The following is a 15276-nucleotide window of genomic DNA, read 5'->3' as shown; positions in this document are numbered from 1 at the left end:
TGAAAGCGCACTCGCGGCCGCGCCGGCTTGAAGCGCTTTGGCGCGCTCCATAACGCTGTAGAAAATGTTCATCGACTTTTCGAGGAGGATGGCGTGAACGAGAGAACTGTGCCGCCAGTCAGCACTGCCGCCGCCGCATTCCTGTTGCGACCGCACCGGCCCTTCATCAACGGACGTTTCGTCGATGGTCTCGCCGGCGATGGCCTGGCGGTCGACGATTCCGCTACCGGCGAGATCGTCGCGCATGTGCCTGAGAGCGGCCCCGACCTTGTCGACCAGGCGGTGCGCGCGGCACGCGCCGCGCTCGAAGGGCCATGGGCGTCGATGCGGCCGGTCGACCGTCAGAACCTGATGCTCAGGCTTGCCGATGCGATCGAGGCCGACGCCGATCTGCTCGCCGAAATCGAGAGCATCGAGAACGGTAAGTCGCTGGGCGTCGCGCGCATGCTGAGCGCCGGCGGCACCGTCGACTGGCTGCGTTACTATGCCGGCTGGGCGACCAAGATCGAAGGCTCGACCTTCCAGGTCTCTATTCCCGTGCCGCCCGGCGCCAAGCATCATGCGATGACGATCATGGAGCCGGTCGGCGTGGTTGGCGGCATCGTGCCCTGGAACTTTCCGCTGCTGATCGGCATGTGGAAGATCGCACCCGCTCTTGCCTGCGGCTGCACGATCGTCTTGAAGCCGCCGCAAGAGACGCCGCTTGGCCTTTTGCGACTCGCCGAGCTGGTCGAAGCGGCAGGCTTCCCGCCGGGCGTCATCAACATCGTCACCGGCAGCGGCGCCGTCACCGGCGAAGCGCTGATCCGCCATCCCGGTATCGACAAGCTGACCTTCACCGGATCGACGGAAGTGGGAAAACGCGTCGGCCACGCTGCCGTCGACCGCGTCGCTCGGTTCACGCTGGAGCTCGGCTCCAAGTCGCCGATGATCCTACTGGCCGACATGGAGGACGGCGTCGAGCCACTGCTCGCCGGGCTAGGCATGTTCTTCAACCAGGGCCAGGTCTGCACCTCGGCCGCGCGGCTGCTGATCGAGAAGCCGATCTATGACCGCACGTTGGCTCGCCTTGCCGAGATAGCCGATGGCATGACGATGGGCGCCGGCCGCGACGCGGAAGCGCAGATCAATCCGCTGGTCTCGGCCAAGCACAGGAAAAGCGTTGAGGGCTTTGTCGAACGAAACCTGGCGGCTGGCGGCGAACGCGTGAGCGGCGCGCGGGCGGTGCCGGCCAGGGGTCACTATGTGGCGCCGACCATCCTGCACAATGTCCGGCCCGACATGGAGATCGTGCGCGAGGAGGTGTTCGGCCCTGTGGTTGCCGCAATGCCCATCGCCGATCTCGACGAGGCTATCCGCATCGCCAACGATACGCGATACGGCCTGTCGGCCTCGATCTGGACCCGCGACATGGGAAAGGCGATGACGGCGATCCACGGCCTGAAGGCCGGCACGGTGTGGGTCAACTCGCACAACACGCTCGACCCGGCCGCGCCCTTCGGCGGCTTCAAGCAGTCCGGCATCGGCCGCGAGCATGGGCGCGCTGCGATCGAGGGCTACCTCGAGACGAAGACCGCCCTGATGCGTTACGCCTGATGACCGAGGTCTATGACTACATCGTCGCCGGTGCCGGCTCGGCCGGCTGCACGGTCGCCAACCGGCTGGTAAATGCAGGCAAACGCGTGCTCGTCGTCGAGGCAGGCCCGGCCGACGACACGCGTTTCATCGACATGCCCGCCACCTTCGCCAAGGTCATCGGCACGGCGCGAAGTTGGATCTACCAGTCGGAGCCGGAACCGAGCGTCGGCGGACGATCGCTGCCGATCCCACAAGGCCGCACGCTCGGCGGCGGCTCTTCGATCAACGCCATGCTCTATGTCCGAGGTCAGCCGGAGGATTATGATGGCTGGCGCGACCTTGGCTGCTCCGGTTGGGGCTGGGATGACGTGCTGCCGGTCTACAAACGGCTGGAGCGCAACGAGCGCCTTGCCGGCGAGCGACACGGCACCGAGGGTCCGCTGCCGGTCTCCGACCCGCGCTACCGCCATCCGCTGTCGCTTGCCTATGTCAAGGCAGCGCAGCAGGCCGGCTATCGCTACAATGACGACTTCAATGGCGATCGCCAGGAGGGCGTCGGCTTCTACCAGACTACGACGGCAAAAGGCGAGCGGCAATCCGCCGCCAAGGTGTTTCTCAAGCCGCTCGCCGGCGGCGCCAATCTGAGGGTCGTCACCGATGCGTTGGTGACGAGACTGACGCTGGAGAATGGCGCTGCGACCGGGCTGTCCTACACGACGCCGGACGGCCGCGGCCAAACGGCCTCGGCGAAAGAGGAAGTCATCCTCGCCGCCGGAGCACTGGCCACGCCGAAGCTGATGATGCTCTCCGGCCTCGGGCCTGCCGCGCATCTCGCTGAAATGGGCATTCCCGTCATGCGCGACATGCCTGCCATCGGTCAGGATTTGCAGGACCATGTCGCCGCGCCGCTTTATGCGCTGACCCGCGAGCCGATCTCGCTGCTCGGTGAGGATCGCGGCATCAGGGCGTTGCGGCACGGCATCGAATATCTCTTGTTCCGGCGCGGCTTGCTCGCCTCCAACGTGGTCGAGAGTGGCGGCTTCTTCGACACCGATGGCGACGGCCGGCCCGACGTCCAATTTCACGTGCTGCCGGTGATGATCGAAAACGCCGAGCATGGCTCGGTCGAGCGCCACGGCATGGAGCTGAACCCATGCGTGCTGCGGCCGAAATCGCGCGGCTCGGTGCAACTGCGGTCCCGCGATGCAAGCGACCCGATCCGCTTCACCACCGGCTTCCTGTCGCACGCCGACGACCTTGCCTTGCTGCTCGCCGGCATGAAGGTGGCGCGCGCCATCCTTCGCCAGCCGGCGTTGCGCGAAGTCGTGGCCCAGGAGCTTGCGCCCGGCGCTGCCGATGACCTCGGCGACGAGACAATCGTCGACCACATCGTCCGCCACGCCAAGACCGTCTATCATCCCTGTGGCACCTGCCGGATGGGAACAGATGAGCAGGCGGTGGTCGATCCTCAGCTTCGCGTGCGCGGCGTGCCGCGCGTGCGCATCGCAGACGCCTCGATCATGCCTAGGCTCACCAGCGGCAATACCAACGCGCCGGCGATCATGATCGGCGACCGCTGCGCCGATTTCATCCTGGGCCGACCTCACCCTTGAGGAAGTTTAGCCGAGATTGATCCATGCCGCCGGAGGCGCAAGTCGAGGACGCGGCCCAGCGGCTGTTCGAGGCCGAGCGCGACCGCCGCCAGATCAGGCTGCTCAGCCTCGATTTTCCGCAAGCGACGATGGACGACGCCTATAGGGTGCAGGCGGCGCTGGTGAAGCGAAAGGTCGCTTCCGGGCTTGCGATAAAAGGCTGGAAGATCGGCCTGACCTCGGAGGCGATGCAGTCGGCGCTCAGCATCGACATTCCGGATTCCGGCATCCTGCTCGACGACATGTTCTTCGAGGATGGCGGCACGGTGCCGGCCGGCCGGTTCATCCAGCCGCGCATCGAAGCCGAAATCGCCTTCATCATGAAGGCCCCGCTCGCCGGCCCGGACGTGTCGATCGAGGATGTGCTCGATCGACACGGATTACATAACGCCGGCGCTCGAGATCCTCGACACCCGCATCGAGCGGATGAACAAAGAGACCGGCAGGATCAGGACCTTCTTCGACACGATCTCGGACAAAGCCGTCCGAGTTCACGTTCTTCGGCGAGTTCAACCGGCAACATTTGGCGCTGTTGCCGCGAGGCGACGTCCTAAGCCGCGTTGCCGCTGGCGCTGTCGCGGGAGGGAATTTCCTAGCCAGGGAAGATCCGATCAATAAGGCGATTGCCGCCATACTCCAGAAATTCCGGGTATCTCCTGTTTCGAACGCCAAGCTCGAGAGGCTTCTTCGCGATGCGCTGTTCGGGCTCCTTGGCGTCATGATCTGCGAAGAGCCGCGTGGCGACTTCGTGTATAAGGGGCAGAACGACACCGGTACCGACAGGGCATTGAAGATCAGCCGCCAGTTCATCGATACCCGATACCGCGATCCGAATTTCAAGATCCGCGAAATGGCAACAACGCTTCGGCTGTCGATGAAGCAGATCCAGCGCGGGTTCGCCTCCTTGGGCACCACGCCGACAAAGTACCTGCTGATAAAGCGGCTGGAACACGCGCGAAAGGAGATCGATCACATCATCGCCGGACGTCGGGCAGGCCTGATATCAACCATTGCCTTCGAGGCCGGGTTTTCAGACCTTTCCTATTTCCAGCGAACTTTCCGGCGGGCGTTTGGCAATACCCCCCGCGATTATCTCTCCGGCATTGCCGAGCAAGAGCCTTAGTGCGAGTAGCGAGCGCGCTTCTTAATTTTATAGTGCCGGATAGACCGAGCGGCAGTCCTAGATCCCCAGGTCGCAACCACAGGGCATCCAGGCGTCTCTACCCGATCGTCTGCCCTTTTCCAGATTGCATACTATGCGACTCGAAGTCGCCACCAGCCAGCGGCTTGCCGCTTGGCGTAATCCGGCTGCCAAGCGCTACCCGAACATCTGCTCGATAGAGCTTTGCCATCTGATGGAGGTGCCGAGACCTCGTCGATCAATTGTCCATTTGACATCAAGCGGCGCGGCGTCGAGATGCGCATAGTTCTAAATGACGCCTCGTCCAACAGCCCTGAGCCGGACGCCGCTCTGATCGACGTTGTCCATCGCTCTCAGCTTTATCTCCATCAACTCACGGATGGGTCTGGCCGAAGCCTGACAGAGATCGCCAGCTTGAATGCGACCACCGTCTCTGAAGTAAGCAGGCTCCTGCCGCTGGCGTTTCTGTCGCCGAAGATTGTGTCGAAGATCATCGCCGGCAATCAGCCGATCGAACTCACAGCCCACAGGCTATCGCGGCTCTCCGGCCTTCCCCTCGCCTGGACCGATCAGGCTGCCCTCCTCGGCCTCTGATTCCAACTATCAGCCGAGCATCTCCTTCCCAAACAGTTGGCTACGGAAATGGGCCCGGAGAGACGATGGCCCAAATGCGGGCCATTGTGGCTCCAGAAGGCTGCGTCTCCGCCAAGCGTCGCCTGGAGCAGGTCGCTAACCTGCGGAAATGTCGGCACTATTCTGAGACGGTCGAAAAGACGCCAAAACTGACGGACTGATTGGTTGGCCCGGAGGGACGCCGTCTTTTCAACAAAAACAATCAGTTAGCGGGTCGTTCGCCCAGCCATATCCTTCGTATGTTCTCGTATCCGGTGGCGAACCTGGCGGCGAGGACTCCGAATGAGACACCGCCCGACTAACGTTGTCGGAAGCAAAATAAAGCTAACGGCGTCGGATTGCAAGAGTGTTGGTCGCAGGACTCGCAACGATCGACACCGACATTCGTTGATCGTGGTAATTTTGAAGAAGCCGACGTACTGTTGTCTGGATCATGCCCAGCATCATTCTATCGTTTATATTTGCTTTATTCCGGTTTTCAAGTCGATGTGTATCACAATAGATGTAACAATATGTGGCACATTCCACAATATGTAGCACATTTACAGTTGCTTCGGGGGCGCAACCCCACGCGCTCGGTCGAAGCCGCCGCTATATCGTGACGTCCTCATGCAATGTCGGACTCTCGGCCGGCCAGTATTCGACATATCACGACGCCGGAGAACCGCATCACCGCAATCGCCGTGCAGGCCGTTCGGATCAAGGTCGCCAGCGGAATGGGCTACTTCCGGCCCTCCCCCGATTGCGAGCGCTCGAGAACGGCGAAAAAGATCACGGTGAGGAGAAGGACGATGAGGAGCAGCACAAACGCGGCTGCCGCGCCTTCGTTGAGCGAAAGGCCGAGAAAAGCGCGTCGATAGGCAAAAAAGCTCAGGACTTCGGTCGCGTTGCCTGGCCCGCCCTTGGTCAGGACATATGGCAGATCGTAGGTCCGGAACTCGTTGATCAACTGGATAATGATGGTGATCGCCGCGACCGGTCGAAGCATCGGTAGCGTGATGTAGAAGAACTGCTGCCAGCTGCGTGCTCCATCAACTTCCGCCGCCTCGTAGGGATCGCGCGGCAAGGCGGCGAGCCCCGCGGCGAGGATCAGCACGACGAAGGACATTTGCTGCCAGATGTCAATCGCCGCCATCGTCCAGAGCGCCATACCTGGCGTCCCGAGCCAGTCGAGGCGCGGCAGGCCAAACGTCTCCATCAGATGGTTGGCGATGCCGAGATTGGGCTGGAGCAGCATGCGCCAAATCAAGGCGACGCTGATTGGCGACATCGCCATGGGAATGGTCAGAACCGCGAAATAGACCGGCTTCATCCGGACCGTCCGGTTGAGCATCAGGGCGATGCCGAGCCCGATCACGAATTCGCCGACCACCGTCACCGCCGAATAGCGCGCTGTGAGCCAGAGCGCATTCCAGAACAGCGGATCGCCGATCATCGACGCAAAATTCTTGAACCCGACCAGCGGCAGAAGCTGCGGCTTGATCAAGGTCATCGAGGAAATCGAGAGGATGCAGGCATAGGCCAGCGGAAAACCCATCACGATCGCCAGCAGCAGGAGGCCCGGCAAGGCAAAGGCCCAGCCTGTTCGCCACTCGCGGCCACGGGCGGCCCATCCTCTTTTGATCGCACTATGCATTGTAACCGAGCCCTGGTCGTGGTGGCGTTCCTGGTCTGATCGAGATCCGGCGCGGCTGAACCGCCGCGCCGGATCTCCTGTCCGAGCCGAACTTCTATTTGTCGAGGAGTCCCTGCAACCCGTCGGAAGCCGCCTTCAGCGCCGCCTCTGATGTTGCCTGGCCGCCAGCCGCGAGCGAGAGCTGGGTGCCGAGCAGATCTTCGTATTGCGCCGAATAGGTGAAGATCGGGAACGACTTGCCGGTCGACACCACGTCCCCGGCAGTCTTGTAGAACGGATACTTTGCGAGCACCGCAGCATCGGCATAGACATCGCTTCGCACAGGCGCATGGCCCTCAAGAGCGCGCTTCACCGAAACATCCTTACTTTGCACCCACTGGATGAACGCCCAGGCGGCTTCCTGCTCTTCCGGCGAAGTGTTCTTGGGAATGCCCCAACCCCAACCGCCGCTCTCGCCATGGCCACCCGGCATCACCGACAGGCCGACCTTGCGGGCGACCGTCGGACACTTCACGGCATCGTCCATCTGCGGCAGCATCCACCAGTAGGTGACCATGCTGAAGGCGGAACCGCTGCACATCAGGCGCATGGTGTCATCGAGCGTCGCCGACACAGCACCCTGCTGGGCGCCGTGCTGAATGTTGTCGATATAGAGATCAAGCGCCTTCTTCGCCTCGGGTGTGTCAAAGCTCGCTTTGCCGCCGGCATTGCGATAGGTACCGCCAGCGGAGAACAGGTAGTTGGAGAATTCCATGCTGTTCGGATCGCCGCGCTGGCCCTGCATTGCGGCTCCGGCGACGCCGGCGTTGGCTTTCATGAATTTGGAGATCGCCACATAGTCTTCGAGCGTCGTCGGCAGAGCAAGCTCCTTGCCGGTTGCCGTCTTGTAAGCGGCCTTGAGTTTCTCGTCGCTGATCAGGTCCGTCCGGTAGAGGAGACCCATCGAGTAGTTGTACATGGGTACCAGGAACAGCTGGTCCTTGGTTCGGCCGAGCAGGTCAAGCGTCGAGGGAATGAAGGGGCTCAGATCGTATTTGGATTTCTCGACGAAGGGTTTCAGATCGGCGAGCCAGCCGGCCGCTGGAAATTCACCGGCCCACAGGAAATCGACCTCGAGCACATTGTAATAGCTCTGTGGCGCGGTCAGCTGGGATACCAGCTTGTCGTGCATATCAGAATAGCCGATCTTCTCGAACTCGACCTTGATGCCGGTCTGCTTCTCGAATTCGGGCAACAGCGCTTCGATGATCTTGGTTTCGGGCACGTCCTCCATCAAGGCGTGCAAGGTGATGGACTCGGCGGCCCTGGCCGGAAGCGATGCGCTGAGAACAGCTGCCCCGCTCGCGGCCGTCATCAGCATTTTGATCAAGGTCTGCTTATTCCAAGTCATAACTCTCTACTCCTCTTTCCCTCTGGACGCAGCGGTGATCCCGCCACGATTCGTAACCGGCTGGCGAGCCTTGTCGGCTCTCGGAGCGGCCGGCCTATTTCACGCTGCCGAACGTCAAGCCCTGGACGATGAAGCGCTGGATGAAGCGGGAAGCCACGACCAGCGGCAGGATAGCGAGGACGACGCCGGCCGAGACCTTGGCGATCTGGACGCCGTTGGAGGTCTGCAATGCGGCGAGCGCCACCGGTATGGTCGCCGTCGCCGGCCCGCTCAAAACCAGGGCAAATAGAAACTCATTCCACGCCAGGATGAAGCCGAGGACGCCGGCTGCTGCTATACCGGGCAGCGATACCGGCAGCACAATGCGCCAGAAGGCGCCCCAGGCGGTCGCCCCGTCGGTCATCGCTGCCCATTCCAGATCGACCGGGACGCCCTCGAAGAAGCCCATCAGGATCCAGGTCAGGAATGGCAGGTTGAGCGCGGCATAGACGATTATCAGCCCGGTCAGCGAATTGCTGAGCTCGAGGCTTCGAAACAGCGTGAAGGTCGGCAACACCAGCACCACGGGCGGCAGCATCTGCGTCGCGAGCACGGCGAAACGCGCCCAGCGCCCGCCGGTACGGAAGCGGGCGAAGGCATAGCCGGTGGTCGCGGCAAAGGGCAGCGCGACCAGAACCGAGCCGAGCGCGACGATCAGGCTGTTAAGGTAGGACTGGCCGAAGCGACTCGATAGCAGCGCCGAATAATTGTCTGTCGTAAAGGCCGGCATCAGCTCGTTGCTGTAAGACAGCTGCTCGGGCACGACGCTTGTTCGGAGCACCCAGAGCGGTGGCAGCAGCACGATGGCGGAAACAACAATCAGTCCGAAATGCAGACCGAGGCGGCGACGAAAGGCCGACCGTTCGTCCTTGTCGATGCTGGTCATTGAGCAGCTCCCATGAGGCTCGGCCGCGGAATCACCAGTAAGGTCTCAGGATCAAAGAGATGCATCGGCAGTGGGTCGATGTAGAGCTCGACGATCGAGCCGACAGGCGCCGTGAAATAACGGCTGAGGCGGGCGGCGATCTCCAACGGCTTGTCGTCGCCGGCCTGGCGCGCATCATCCTTGCCCGTGGGCTGACCCGCAATTTGGCCAATCAGGACATTCTCGGCGCCGAGAGCCTCGACGGCCACGACCCGTACGGCAACCTTCTGCCAGTCAGGCTTGTCGGGACTTTCGTGGAAATCTTCGGCCCGCAAGCCCAGAATGACGCGGCGCCCGACACGTCCGCCGTAGGCGGCGCGGTGGCGGGCCGGAACGGCAAGCACGGTACCGCTGTCGGTCAGGACGGAGAGCCCTTCGCCAGGTGCGGCCTGAAGCGTGGCCGGAACGAGGTTCATCGGGGGCGTCGCCAGGAACCGCGCCACGAAGGTGTTGACAGGATCGGCATAGACTTCAAGCGGCCGGCCCGCTTGGACCAGACGACCGTCGCGCATGACGCATATCCGATCACCCATGGTCATGGCCTCGACCTGGTCGTGCGTGACATGAACAATGGTGCGGCCAAGGCGCCGGTGCAGCTTGACGAGTTGGAGCCGCATTTCGGCGCGCAGTTGCGCATCAAGGTTCGAGAGCGGTTCATCGAGCAGGAAGGCCGCCGGTTCGCGAACGATCGCCCGGCCGAGCGCAACACGCTGACGCTGGCCGCCCGAAAGCGCCGCCGGCTTGCGGCTGAGAAGATTCTGAAGACCGAGCAGGTTCGCGGCGTCGGCAATCTTGGCATCGATAACCGCGGCGTCGGTGCCACGCATCTTCAGTCCGAAGGCCATATTCTGCCGCACCGACATATGCGGATAGAGCGCGTAACTCTGGAACACCACTGCGACGTTGCGGTCGCGCGGCGCAACATGAGCCACGCTCTTGCCACCTATGCGAAGATCGCCGGAGGAAATACTCTCCAGGCCGGCAATCATCCGCAGCGTCGTCGACTTGCCGCATCCCGACGGGCCGAGAAAGATCACGAATTCACCGTCGGGAATGGTGAGATCGACCTCGTGCACCCCGTAATTGCCATTACCGTAGAGCTTGGAAACGCGATCGAGCTCGATAGACGCCATAGTCTTTCCTCATACACCCCGTCTGACCCGGTCGAACGCCAGGGAATGGCCACCTTAGAGAACAAAATAGAACATCAAAAGCCTGCATCCTGATCGCATATGTTCGTTTATCAGGCAGCACGTGACGGTATCAGGAACCCAGCCAGTGCCGTGAAGATGCCGTCAGGTCATGTAGACGCCGCCAGTCACGTTGACGCCTTGGCCGGTCATGAAGCGAGCTTGATCCGAGCAGAGGAATACGACGACGTCGGCGACGTCCTCCGGCAGTTCGAGCCGTCCGAGCGGGGTTTGCGCGATATAGTCGGCGACTACCCGCTCGGGCATGACCTGTCGCAGATGCGCCTCCCACTCGACTTCTCGCGATTGCATGCTGGTTTTGACGAACCCTGGGCAGACAGCATTGACGCGGATTCCCTTTGGGGCGAGTTCGCGGGCAAAGGCCTGCGTCCAGCCGAGCACGGCGAACTTGGACGCCGAATAATGTGCCAGGAGCGGCGCGCCGACCTTTGCAGCGAGCGAAGCGGTGTTGACGATGCAGCCCGCGCCTTGCCTGACAAAATGACGCCCAGCGATCTGATTTGCCAGGAATACACCGCGTGCATTGACCGAGAAGTTGAAGTCCCATTCCTCGTCGGTCAGCTCCAGCGCATGCTGCATGGTGGATACGCCGGCATTCGCAATCAGGATGTCGCAGCCGCCGAGCGCTTCCAGCACAGTGGCGAAAGCCGCCTCGACGGAATCACGACGGCGAACATCAACCGCGACGGCGGCGGCACCGCCGCCAATCTCCTCGGCCGCCTGACACGCCGCATTGGGATCCAGGTCGCCGATCGCCACGACTACACCCTGCCGCGCCAGGGCAGCCGCGATGGCGCGACCGATTCCCGCGCCACCACCGGTCACGAAGGCACGCTTACCCGCGAGTTCGGCAAGCACGGGAGGCGTGACGGAGACAGCCGGTATGGTCATATTCTCTCTCTTGATGGCGAGACGCATATTGTTGATATCGAGATGCATACCAATAAAATCGAACACTGCAAACATGATTTTGTTTGAAAATGTTTGAGCATGAGATAAAGTGAAATCAACCGATCGCCTCGTCGACGACTTACACCCCACCGGATGCATCGATGGCAGACGACAACGCCCTTCCTGAATCATCTGCGCACGGCGCACCGCGCGATGCCGATCGTCAACGCCTTCTGGCGCACGATAGGCACGCACGTATCCTGGCTTTGCTGCACGTGACAGGGTCGATCACCGTCGCCGCGGTAGCGGCCGAACTCGCCGTTTCCGATATGACGATCCGCCGCGATCTCGTCGAACTGGAACGCGACGGAAGACTGGTGCGAATCCACGGCGGCGCGGTCGAGGCAGGCAACCCGCCGCCGGTCGCCATGGACAGTGAGGAGCCGAGCTTCGAATCGCGCTTGCGCCAGCGCCGCGACCCGAAGGCAGCCATTGCCGCCGCCGCTGCCGAGTTGGTCTCGGGGCGTCGCACGATCGCGATGGATGTCGGCACCACCACCTATCTGATGGCCGAGCACCTCAAGGACCTTCCGCACGCCAAGGTGTTCACCAACAGCCTCAGGATCGCAGCTTTACTGAACGGCGGCGCGCCCGAGGTCTATGTTGCCGGCGGCCGCGTACGTGCCGACGAGATGTCGACCGGCGGGCCCACGGCGATCGCCCAGTTCGAGGCGCTGTGGTTCGACGTCGCCGTGATCGGTGTCTCCGGTATCACGGTGGACGGCCTCTTCGACTATTCCTTCGATGATACCGACATGAAGCGCGCCTATCTCAGACGATCAGGAACCAAGATCGTGCTCTGCGACTCCGCGAAATTCCAGCGCATGTCGCTGGTGCGGATCGCGCCGCTGTCGGACATCGACATCCTCATCACCGATGCCGAGCCGCCGCCCAAGATCGCCGCGGCACTTGCTGCGGCCAAGGTTGACCTGCGCATCGCGCCGCCACTCACGCGTGAATGAGCGCAACATTTTTCATTTTTTCAAGGAGAAGACTCGATGGTATTTGATTTTTTCGGCGATAAGAAGAAGGCTGTCATCTCGATGGCACATATCGGTGCCCTGCCGGGGACGCCCCTCTTTGACGCCGACGGCGGCCTCGACAAGCTGATCGACGGCGTACTCGCCGACATCCGCAAGCTGCAGAGCGGCGGCGTCGATGCCATTATGTTCGGCAACGAGAACGACCGGCCCTATGTCTTCAAGGCGCCGCCCGAAGGCATTGCCGCGATGACTGCGGTCGTTCAGGCGGTGAAGCCCGAGCTCAAAGTGCCGTTTGGTGTCAACTATCTCTGGGATCCGACTGCCAGCGTCGCGATCGGTGCGGCCACCGGAGCCCGCTTCGTGCGCGAGATATTCACCGGCCTGTTCGCTTCCGACATGGGCCTGTGGGAACCCGATTGCGCCGCCGCCTCGCGTCTCCGGCGCAATCTTGGCCGCGACGACATGAAGCTTCTCTTCAACATCAATGCCGAGTTCGCCCACTCGCTCGACCAGCGCCCGATTGAATTGCGCGCCAAGAGCGCGGTGTTCTCGTCAATGGCCGACGCGATCCTCGTTTCCGGCCCGATCACCGGCCAGCCAGCCGACCAGTCCCATCTGCGCAGCGTCTGCGAGACGATCAAAGACGTGCCGGTCTTCGCCAACACCGGCGTGAATATCGACAATGTCCGCGATGTCCTCTCATTGGCGAGCGGCGTCGTGATCGGGACCCATTTCAAGGTCAATGGCAATACCTGGAACGCCGTCGACGGCGATCGGGTCAAGCGCTTCATGGATGTCGTCGCCACCCTGCGTTGAGACATGGGTTATCCCAGCGACGCCGGCCGGTGCGCCGGCTCGCCGACATCATATCAGTCATTCCGGGCCGACGTCAGGAATGACCGACAGTATCGACCGGCGGGACACAACGAGGCCGACAGGTTTCGACCGCCTGCCTTTCCTTGCATTTCAGTGGATTCGACATGGCGTGCGTTCTCGGTCTCGACATAGGCACCACCTCGACGATCGGCATCCTGATCCGGCTTCCCGATCAGGTGCTGGGCCTCGCCTCGCGCCCCGTCACGCTGCATTCCGAGCACGCGGGCTGGGCCGAGGAAGATCCCGCGCAATGGTGGACGAATGTTCAGGACATCGTACAGGAGCTGCTCAAGACCAGCGGCGTCAAGGCTGAGGAGGTCGTGGCCGTCGGCACCACCGGCATGCTGCCGGCGGTCGTTCTTCTGGACGATCAGGGCAAGGTGCTGCGGCCGAGCATCCAGCAGAGCGACGGACGCTGCGGCGCCGAAGTCGCCGAACTGAGGGCCGAATGCAACGAGACGGCCTTCATCGCCAAGGCCGGCAACGGCATCAACCAACAGCTCGTCACCGCAAAACTGCGCTGGATAGAACGTCACGAGCCGGAGGTGTTCAGCCGCATCGCTACCGTTTTCGGCTCTTATGATTATATCAACTGGCACCTCACCGGCGAACGCGCGGTCGAGCAGAACTGGGCGCTTGAGGCGGGTTTCGTCGACGTTTCTACGAACCGGATCGACGACGATTTGGTGGCGCTCGCGCATATACCGCGCTCGGCCGTGCCACGAAAGATCGCCTCGCATGACACCCTCGGTTCCGTCTCGGCGCAGGCCGCAGGTGAGACCGGCCTCATAGCGGGAACACCGGTCGTCGGCGGTGCGGCCGACATGATCGCCTCGGCGCTCGGCGCCGGCGTCGCCAAGGCAGGCGATGTCCTCCTGAAATTTGGTGGCTCGGTTGACATCCTGATCGCTACCGACCGGATTAAGCCCGATCCGCGCATGTATCTCGATTACCATCTGGTGCCGGGCCTGTTCATACCCAATGGCTGCATGTCGACCGGCGGCTCGGGCCTCAACTGGTTCGTACGCAATTTCGCCGGTGGCGAGACCGCTGCGGCAGAGGCCGAGGGCATTTCGGTGCATCAGCGGCTCGACAGGCTGGCGGCAGATCGTCCCGCCGGCGCCGATGGCCTTACCATCCTGCCCTATTTCCTCGGCGAGAAGACGCCGATCCACGATCCTGCGGCCCGCGGCGTGATCGACGGGCTGACGCTCTCGCACGATATTGGCCATGTCTGGCGCGCTCTGCTCGAGGCCTATGCCTATGCCATCGCGCATCATGTCCAGGTGCTCAACGACATGGGCCACCGGACCGAGCGCTATCTCGTCTCCGATGGCGGTTCAAACAGCAAGGTCTGGATGCAGATCGTCGCGGATGTACTGCAAAAGCCGGTACAACGCCTGACCGGGCACCCCGGCTCTTGCATCGGTGCCGCTTGGACGGCAGCGATCGGCGTGGGCCTCACCGATGATTGGTCTGGCGTGTCCGGTTTCGTCAGCTTCGCAGATCGGCTCGATCCTGACCCGCGCAAGGCCGACATCTACCGCGACGGTTATCGCCGCTATCGCGATCTCTATGCACGCCTGTTTGCTCCTGCCGCGACCAAGGCGGGATCTTCATCGTGATGCGTCGCGCCATCGCTTGGGACATCGACGGAACGCTGATCGACAGCGAGCCATTGCATCATCAATCTCTCCTCGCTGGCTGCCGCAACTGGAATGTCGATCTCGGCGACTTACCCGATCAGGCCTTTCGCGGCATCCATATGGGCGACGTCTGGACAATGCTCCGTCCGCGTCTTCCAGCCGGGCTCGATCAGGCGGAGTGGCTCGCCGCGATCAATGCCCATTATGTCACCAACCGGGCGGACGCCACCCCGATCCCAGAGGCAGTCGAGACGATCCGGGCACTGGCCGATCGCGGAATTCCGCAGGTCTGTGTGTCGAATTCCAGCCGGCAAGTCGTCGATGCCAATCTCGATGCGCTCGGCGTGCTCGACCTCATGAGTTTCACAATCAGCCTCGACGACGTATCGGTTGGCAAGCCCGATCCGACGCCCTATCGCGAGGCCTGCCGACAGCTCGCCGTCGCCCCCGGAACGGTGGTTGCGGTAGAGGACAGCCGCACCGGCGCCGACGCCGCACGAGCCGCAGGTCTATTCGTGGTTGGCTATCTCCCAAGCGGTGGCCGGTTCGGCAATGTTGATCTCAGCACCTGCCACCTGTCGTCGATCCTGGATCTGTTTCCTGGCTGAGAGTTTA

13 protein-coding genes and 1 pseudogene are annotated in these 15276 nt (G+C 62.3%); 9 read left to right on the top strand and 5 right to left on the bottom strand.

Annotated features, from left to right (window positions below; all coding sequences use genetic code 11):
• Positions 1-93 precede the first annotated feature (93 nt).
• The 5 genes and pseudogenes from AC4FWB_RS16500 to AC4FWB_RS16480 all read left to right on the top strand — a co-directional run bounded on the left by AC4FWB_RS16500 (position 94) and on the right by AC4FWB_RS16480 (position 4965).
• Entirely contained in the window at positions 94-1596 is a 1503-nt protein-coding gene (locus AC4FWB_RS16500) for an aldehyde dehydrogenase family protein (RefSeq protein ID WP_491027278.1), read from the top strand.
• A complete protein-coding gene (locus AC4FWB_RS16495) occupies positions 1596-3191 on the top strand; it encodes a GMC family oxidoreductase (RefSeq protein ID WP_491027276.1) in 1596 nt (531 codons plus the stop codon). Before AC4FWB_RS16500 ends, AC4FWB_RS16495 begins: the two co-directional genes overlap by 1 nt.
• Before the next feature lie 23 nt (positions 3192-3214).
• A pseudogene (locus AC4FWB_RS16490) lies at positions 3215-3731 on the top strand (FAA hydrolase family protein); the annotation flags it as partial.
• Positions 3732-3753: 22 nt separating this feature from the next.
• A complete protein-coding gene (locus AC4FWB_RS16485) occupies positions 3754-4353 on the top strand; it encodes a helix-turn-helix transcriptional regulator (protein ID WP_491027275.1) in 600 nt (199 codons plus the stop codon).
• Positions 4354-4647: 294 nt separating this feature from the next.
• A complete protein-coding gene (locus tag AC4FWB_RS16480; RefSeq protein WP_491027274.1) occupies positions 4648-4965 on the top strand; it encodes a hypothetical protein in 318 nt (105 codons plus the stop codon).
• 760 nt (positions 4966-5725) lie between these two features.
• Here AC4FWB_RS16480 and AC4FWB_RS16475 read toward each other — a convergent pair.
• The 5 genes from AC4FWB_RS16475 to AC4FWB_RS16455 all read right to left on the bottom strand — a co-directional run bounded on the left by AC4FWB_RS16475 (position 5726) and on the right by AC4FWB_RS16455 (position 11096).
• Entirely contained in the window at positions 5726-6439 is a 714-nt protein-coding gene (locus AC4FWB_RS16475; RefSeq protein ID WP_491027272.1) for a carbohydrate ABC transporter permease, read from the bottom strand.
• Positions 6440-6734: 295 nt separating this feature from the next.
• Positions 6735-8030, bottom strand: a complete 1296-nt coding sequence (locus AC4FWB_RS16470; protein ID WP_491027270.1) for an extracellular solute-binding protein — start codon at positions 8028-8030, stop codon at positions 6735-6737.
• A gap of 94 nt (positions 8031-8124) precedes the next feature.
• The gene (locus AC4FWB_RS16465) at positions 8125-8955 is read right to left on the bottom strand and encodes a carbohydrate ABC transporter permease (RefSeq protein ID WP_491027269.1); all 831 of its coding nucleotides are present in this window, start codon (positions 8953-8955) and stop codon (positions 8125-8127) included.
• Positions 8952-10127: an ABC transporter ATP-binding protein gene (locus AC4FWB_RS16460; protein WP_491027267.1), complete on the bottom strand. Its 1176-nt coding sequence runs from the start codon at positions 10125-10127 to the stop codon at positions 8952-8954. Before AC4FWB_RS16460 ends, AC4FWB_RS16465 begins: the two co-directional genes overlap by 4 nt.
• Before the next feature lie 162 nt (positions 10128-10289).
• Positions 10290-11096, bottom strand: coding sequence for an SDR family NAD(P)-dependent oxidoreductase (locus tag AC4FWB_RS16455; RefSeq protein WP_491027414.1), 807 nt, complete (start codon positions 11094-11096; stop codon positions 10290-10292).
• Positions 11097-11257: 161 nt separating this feature from the next.
• Between AC4FWB_RS16455 and AC4FWB_RS16450 the strand changes: the two genes are divergently transcribed.
• From AC4FWB_RS16450 to AC4FWB_RS16435, 4 genes are all read left to right on the top strand, one after another.
• Positions 11258-12118 carry a DeoR/GlpR family DNA-binding transcription regulator gene (locus tag AC4FWB_RS16450; protein WP_491027265.1) on the top strand — a complete coding sequence of 287 codons (861 nt, stop codon included), beginning with the start codon at positions 11258-11260 and terminating at the stop codon, positions 12116-12118.
• Between the two features lie 36 nt (positions 12119-12154).
• On the top strand, positions 12155-12955 hold the full coding sequence (locus AC4FWB_RS16445; protein ID WP_491027264.1) for a BtpA/SgcQ family protein: 801 nt from the start codon (positions 12155-12157) through the stop codon (positions 12953-12955).
• Positions 12956-13119: 164 nt separating this feature from the next.
• Positions 13120-14640: an FGGY-family carbohydrate kinase gene (locus AC4FWB_RS16440; protein ID WP_491027262.1), complete on the top strand. Its 1521-nt coding sequence runs from the start codon at positions 13120-13122 to the stop codon at positions 14638-14640.
• Positions 14640-15269 (top strand): HAD family hydrolase, encoded by a 630-nt coding sequence (locus tag AC4FWB_RS16435; protein ID WP_491027412.1) that lies wholly within the window; start codon positions 14640-14642, stop codon positions 15267-15269. The genes AC4FWB_RS16440 and AC4FWB_RS16435 overlap by 1 nt, the downstream gene beginning before the upstream one ends.
• Positions 15270-15276: the final 7 nt, after the last annotated feature.

The sequence above is a fragment of the Mesorhizobium sp. LEGMi-168a genome (genome assembly GCF_058312955.1).
Note: the sequence above shows the minus strand (reverse complement) of the source record. Positions and strands in the feature narration are given on the sequence as shown.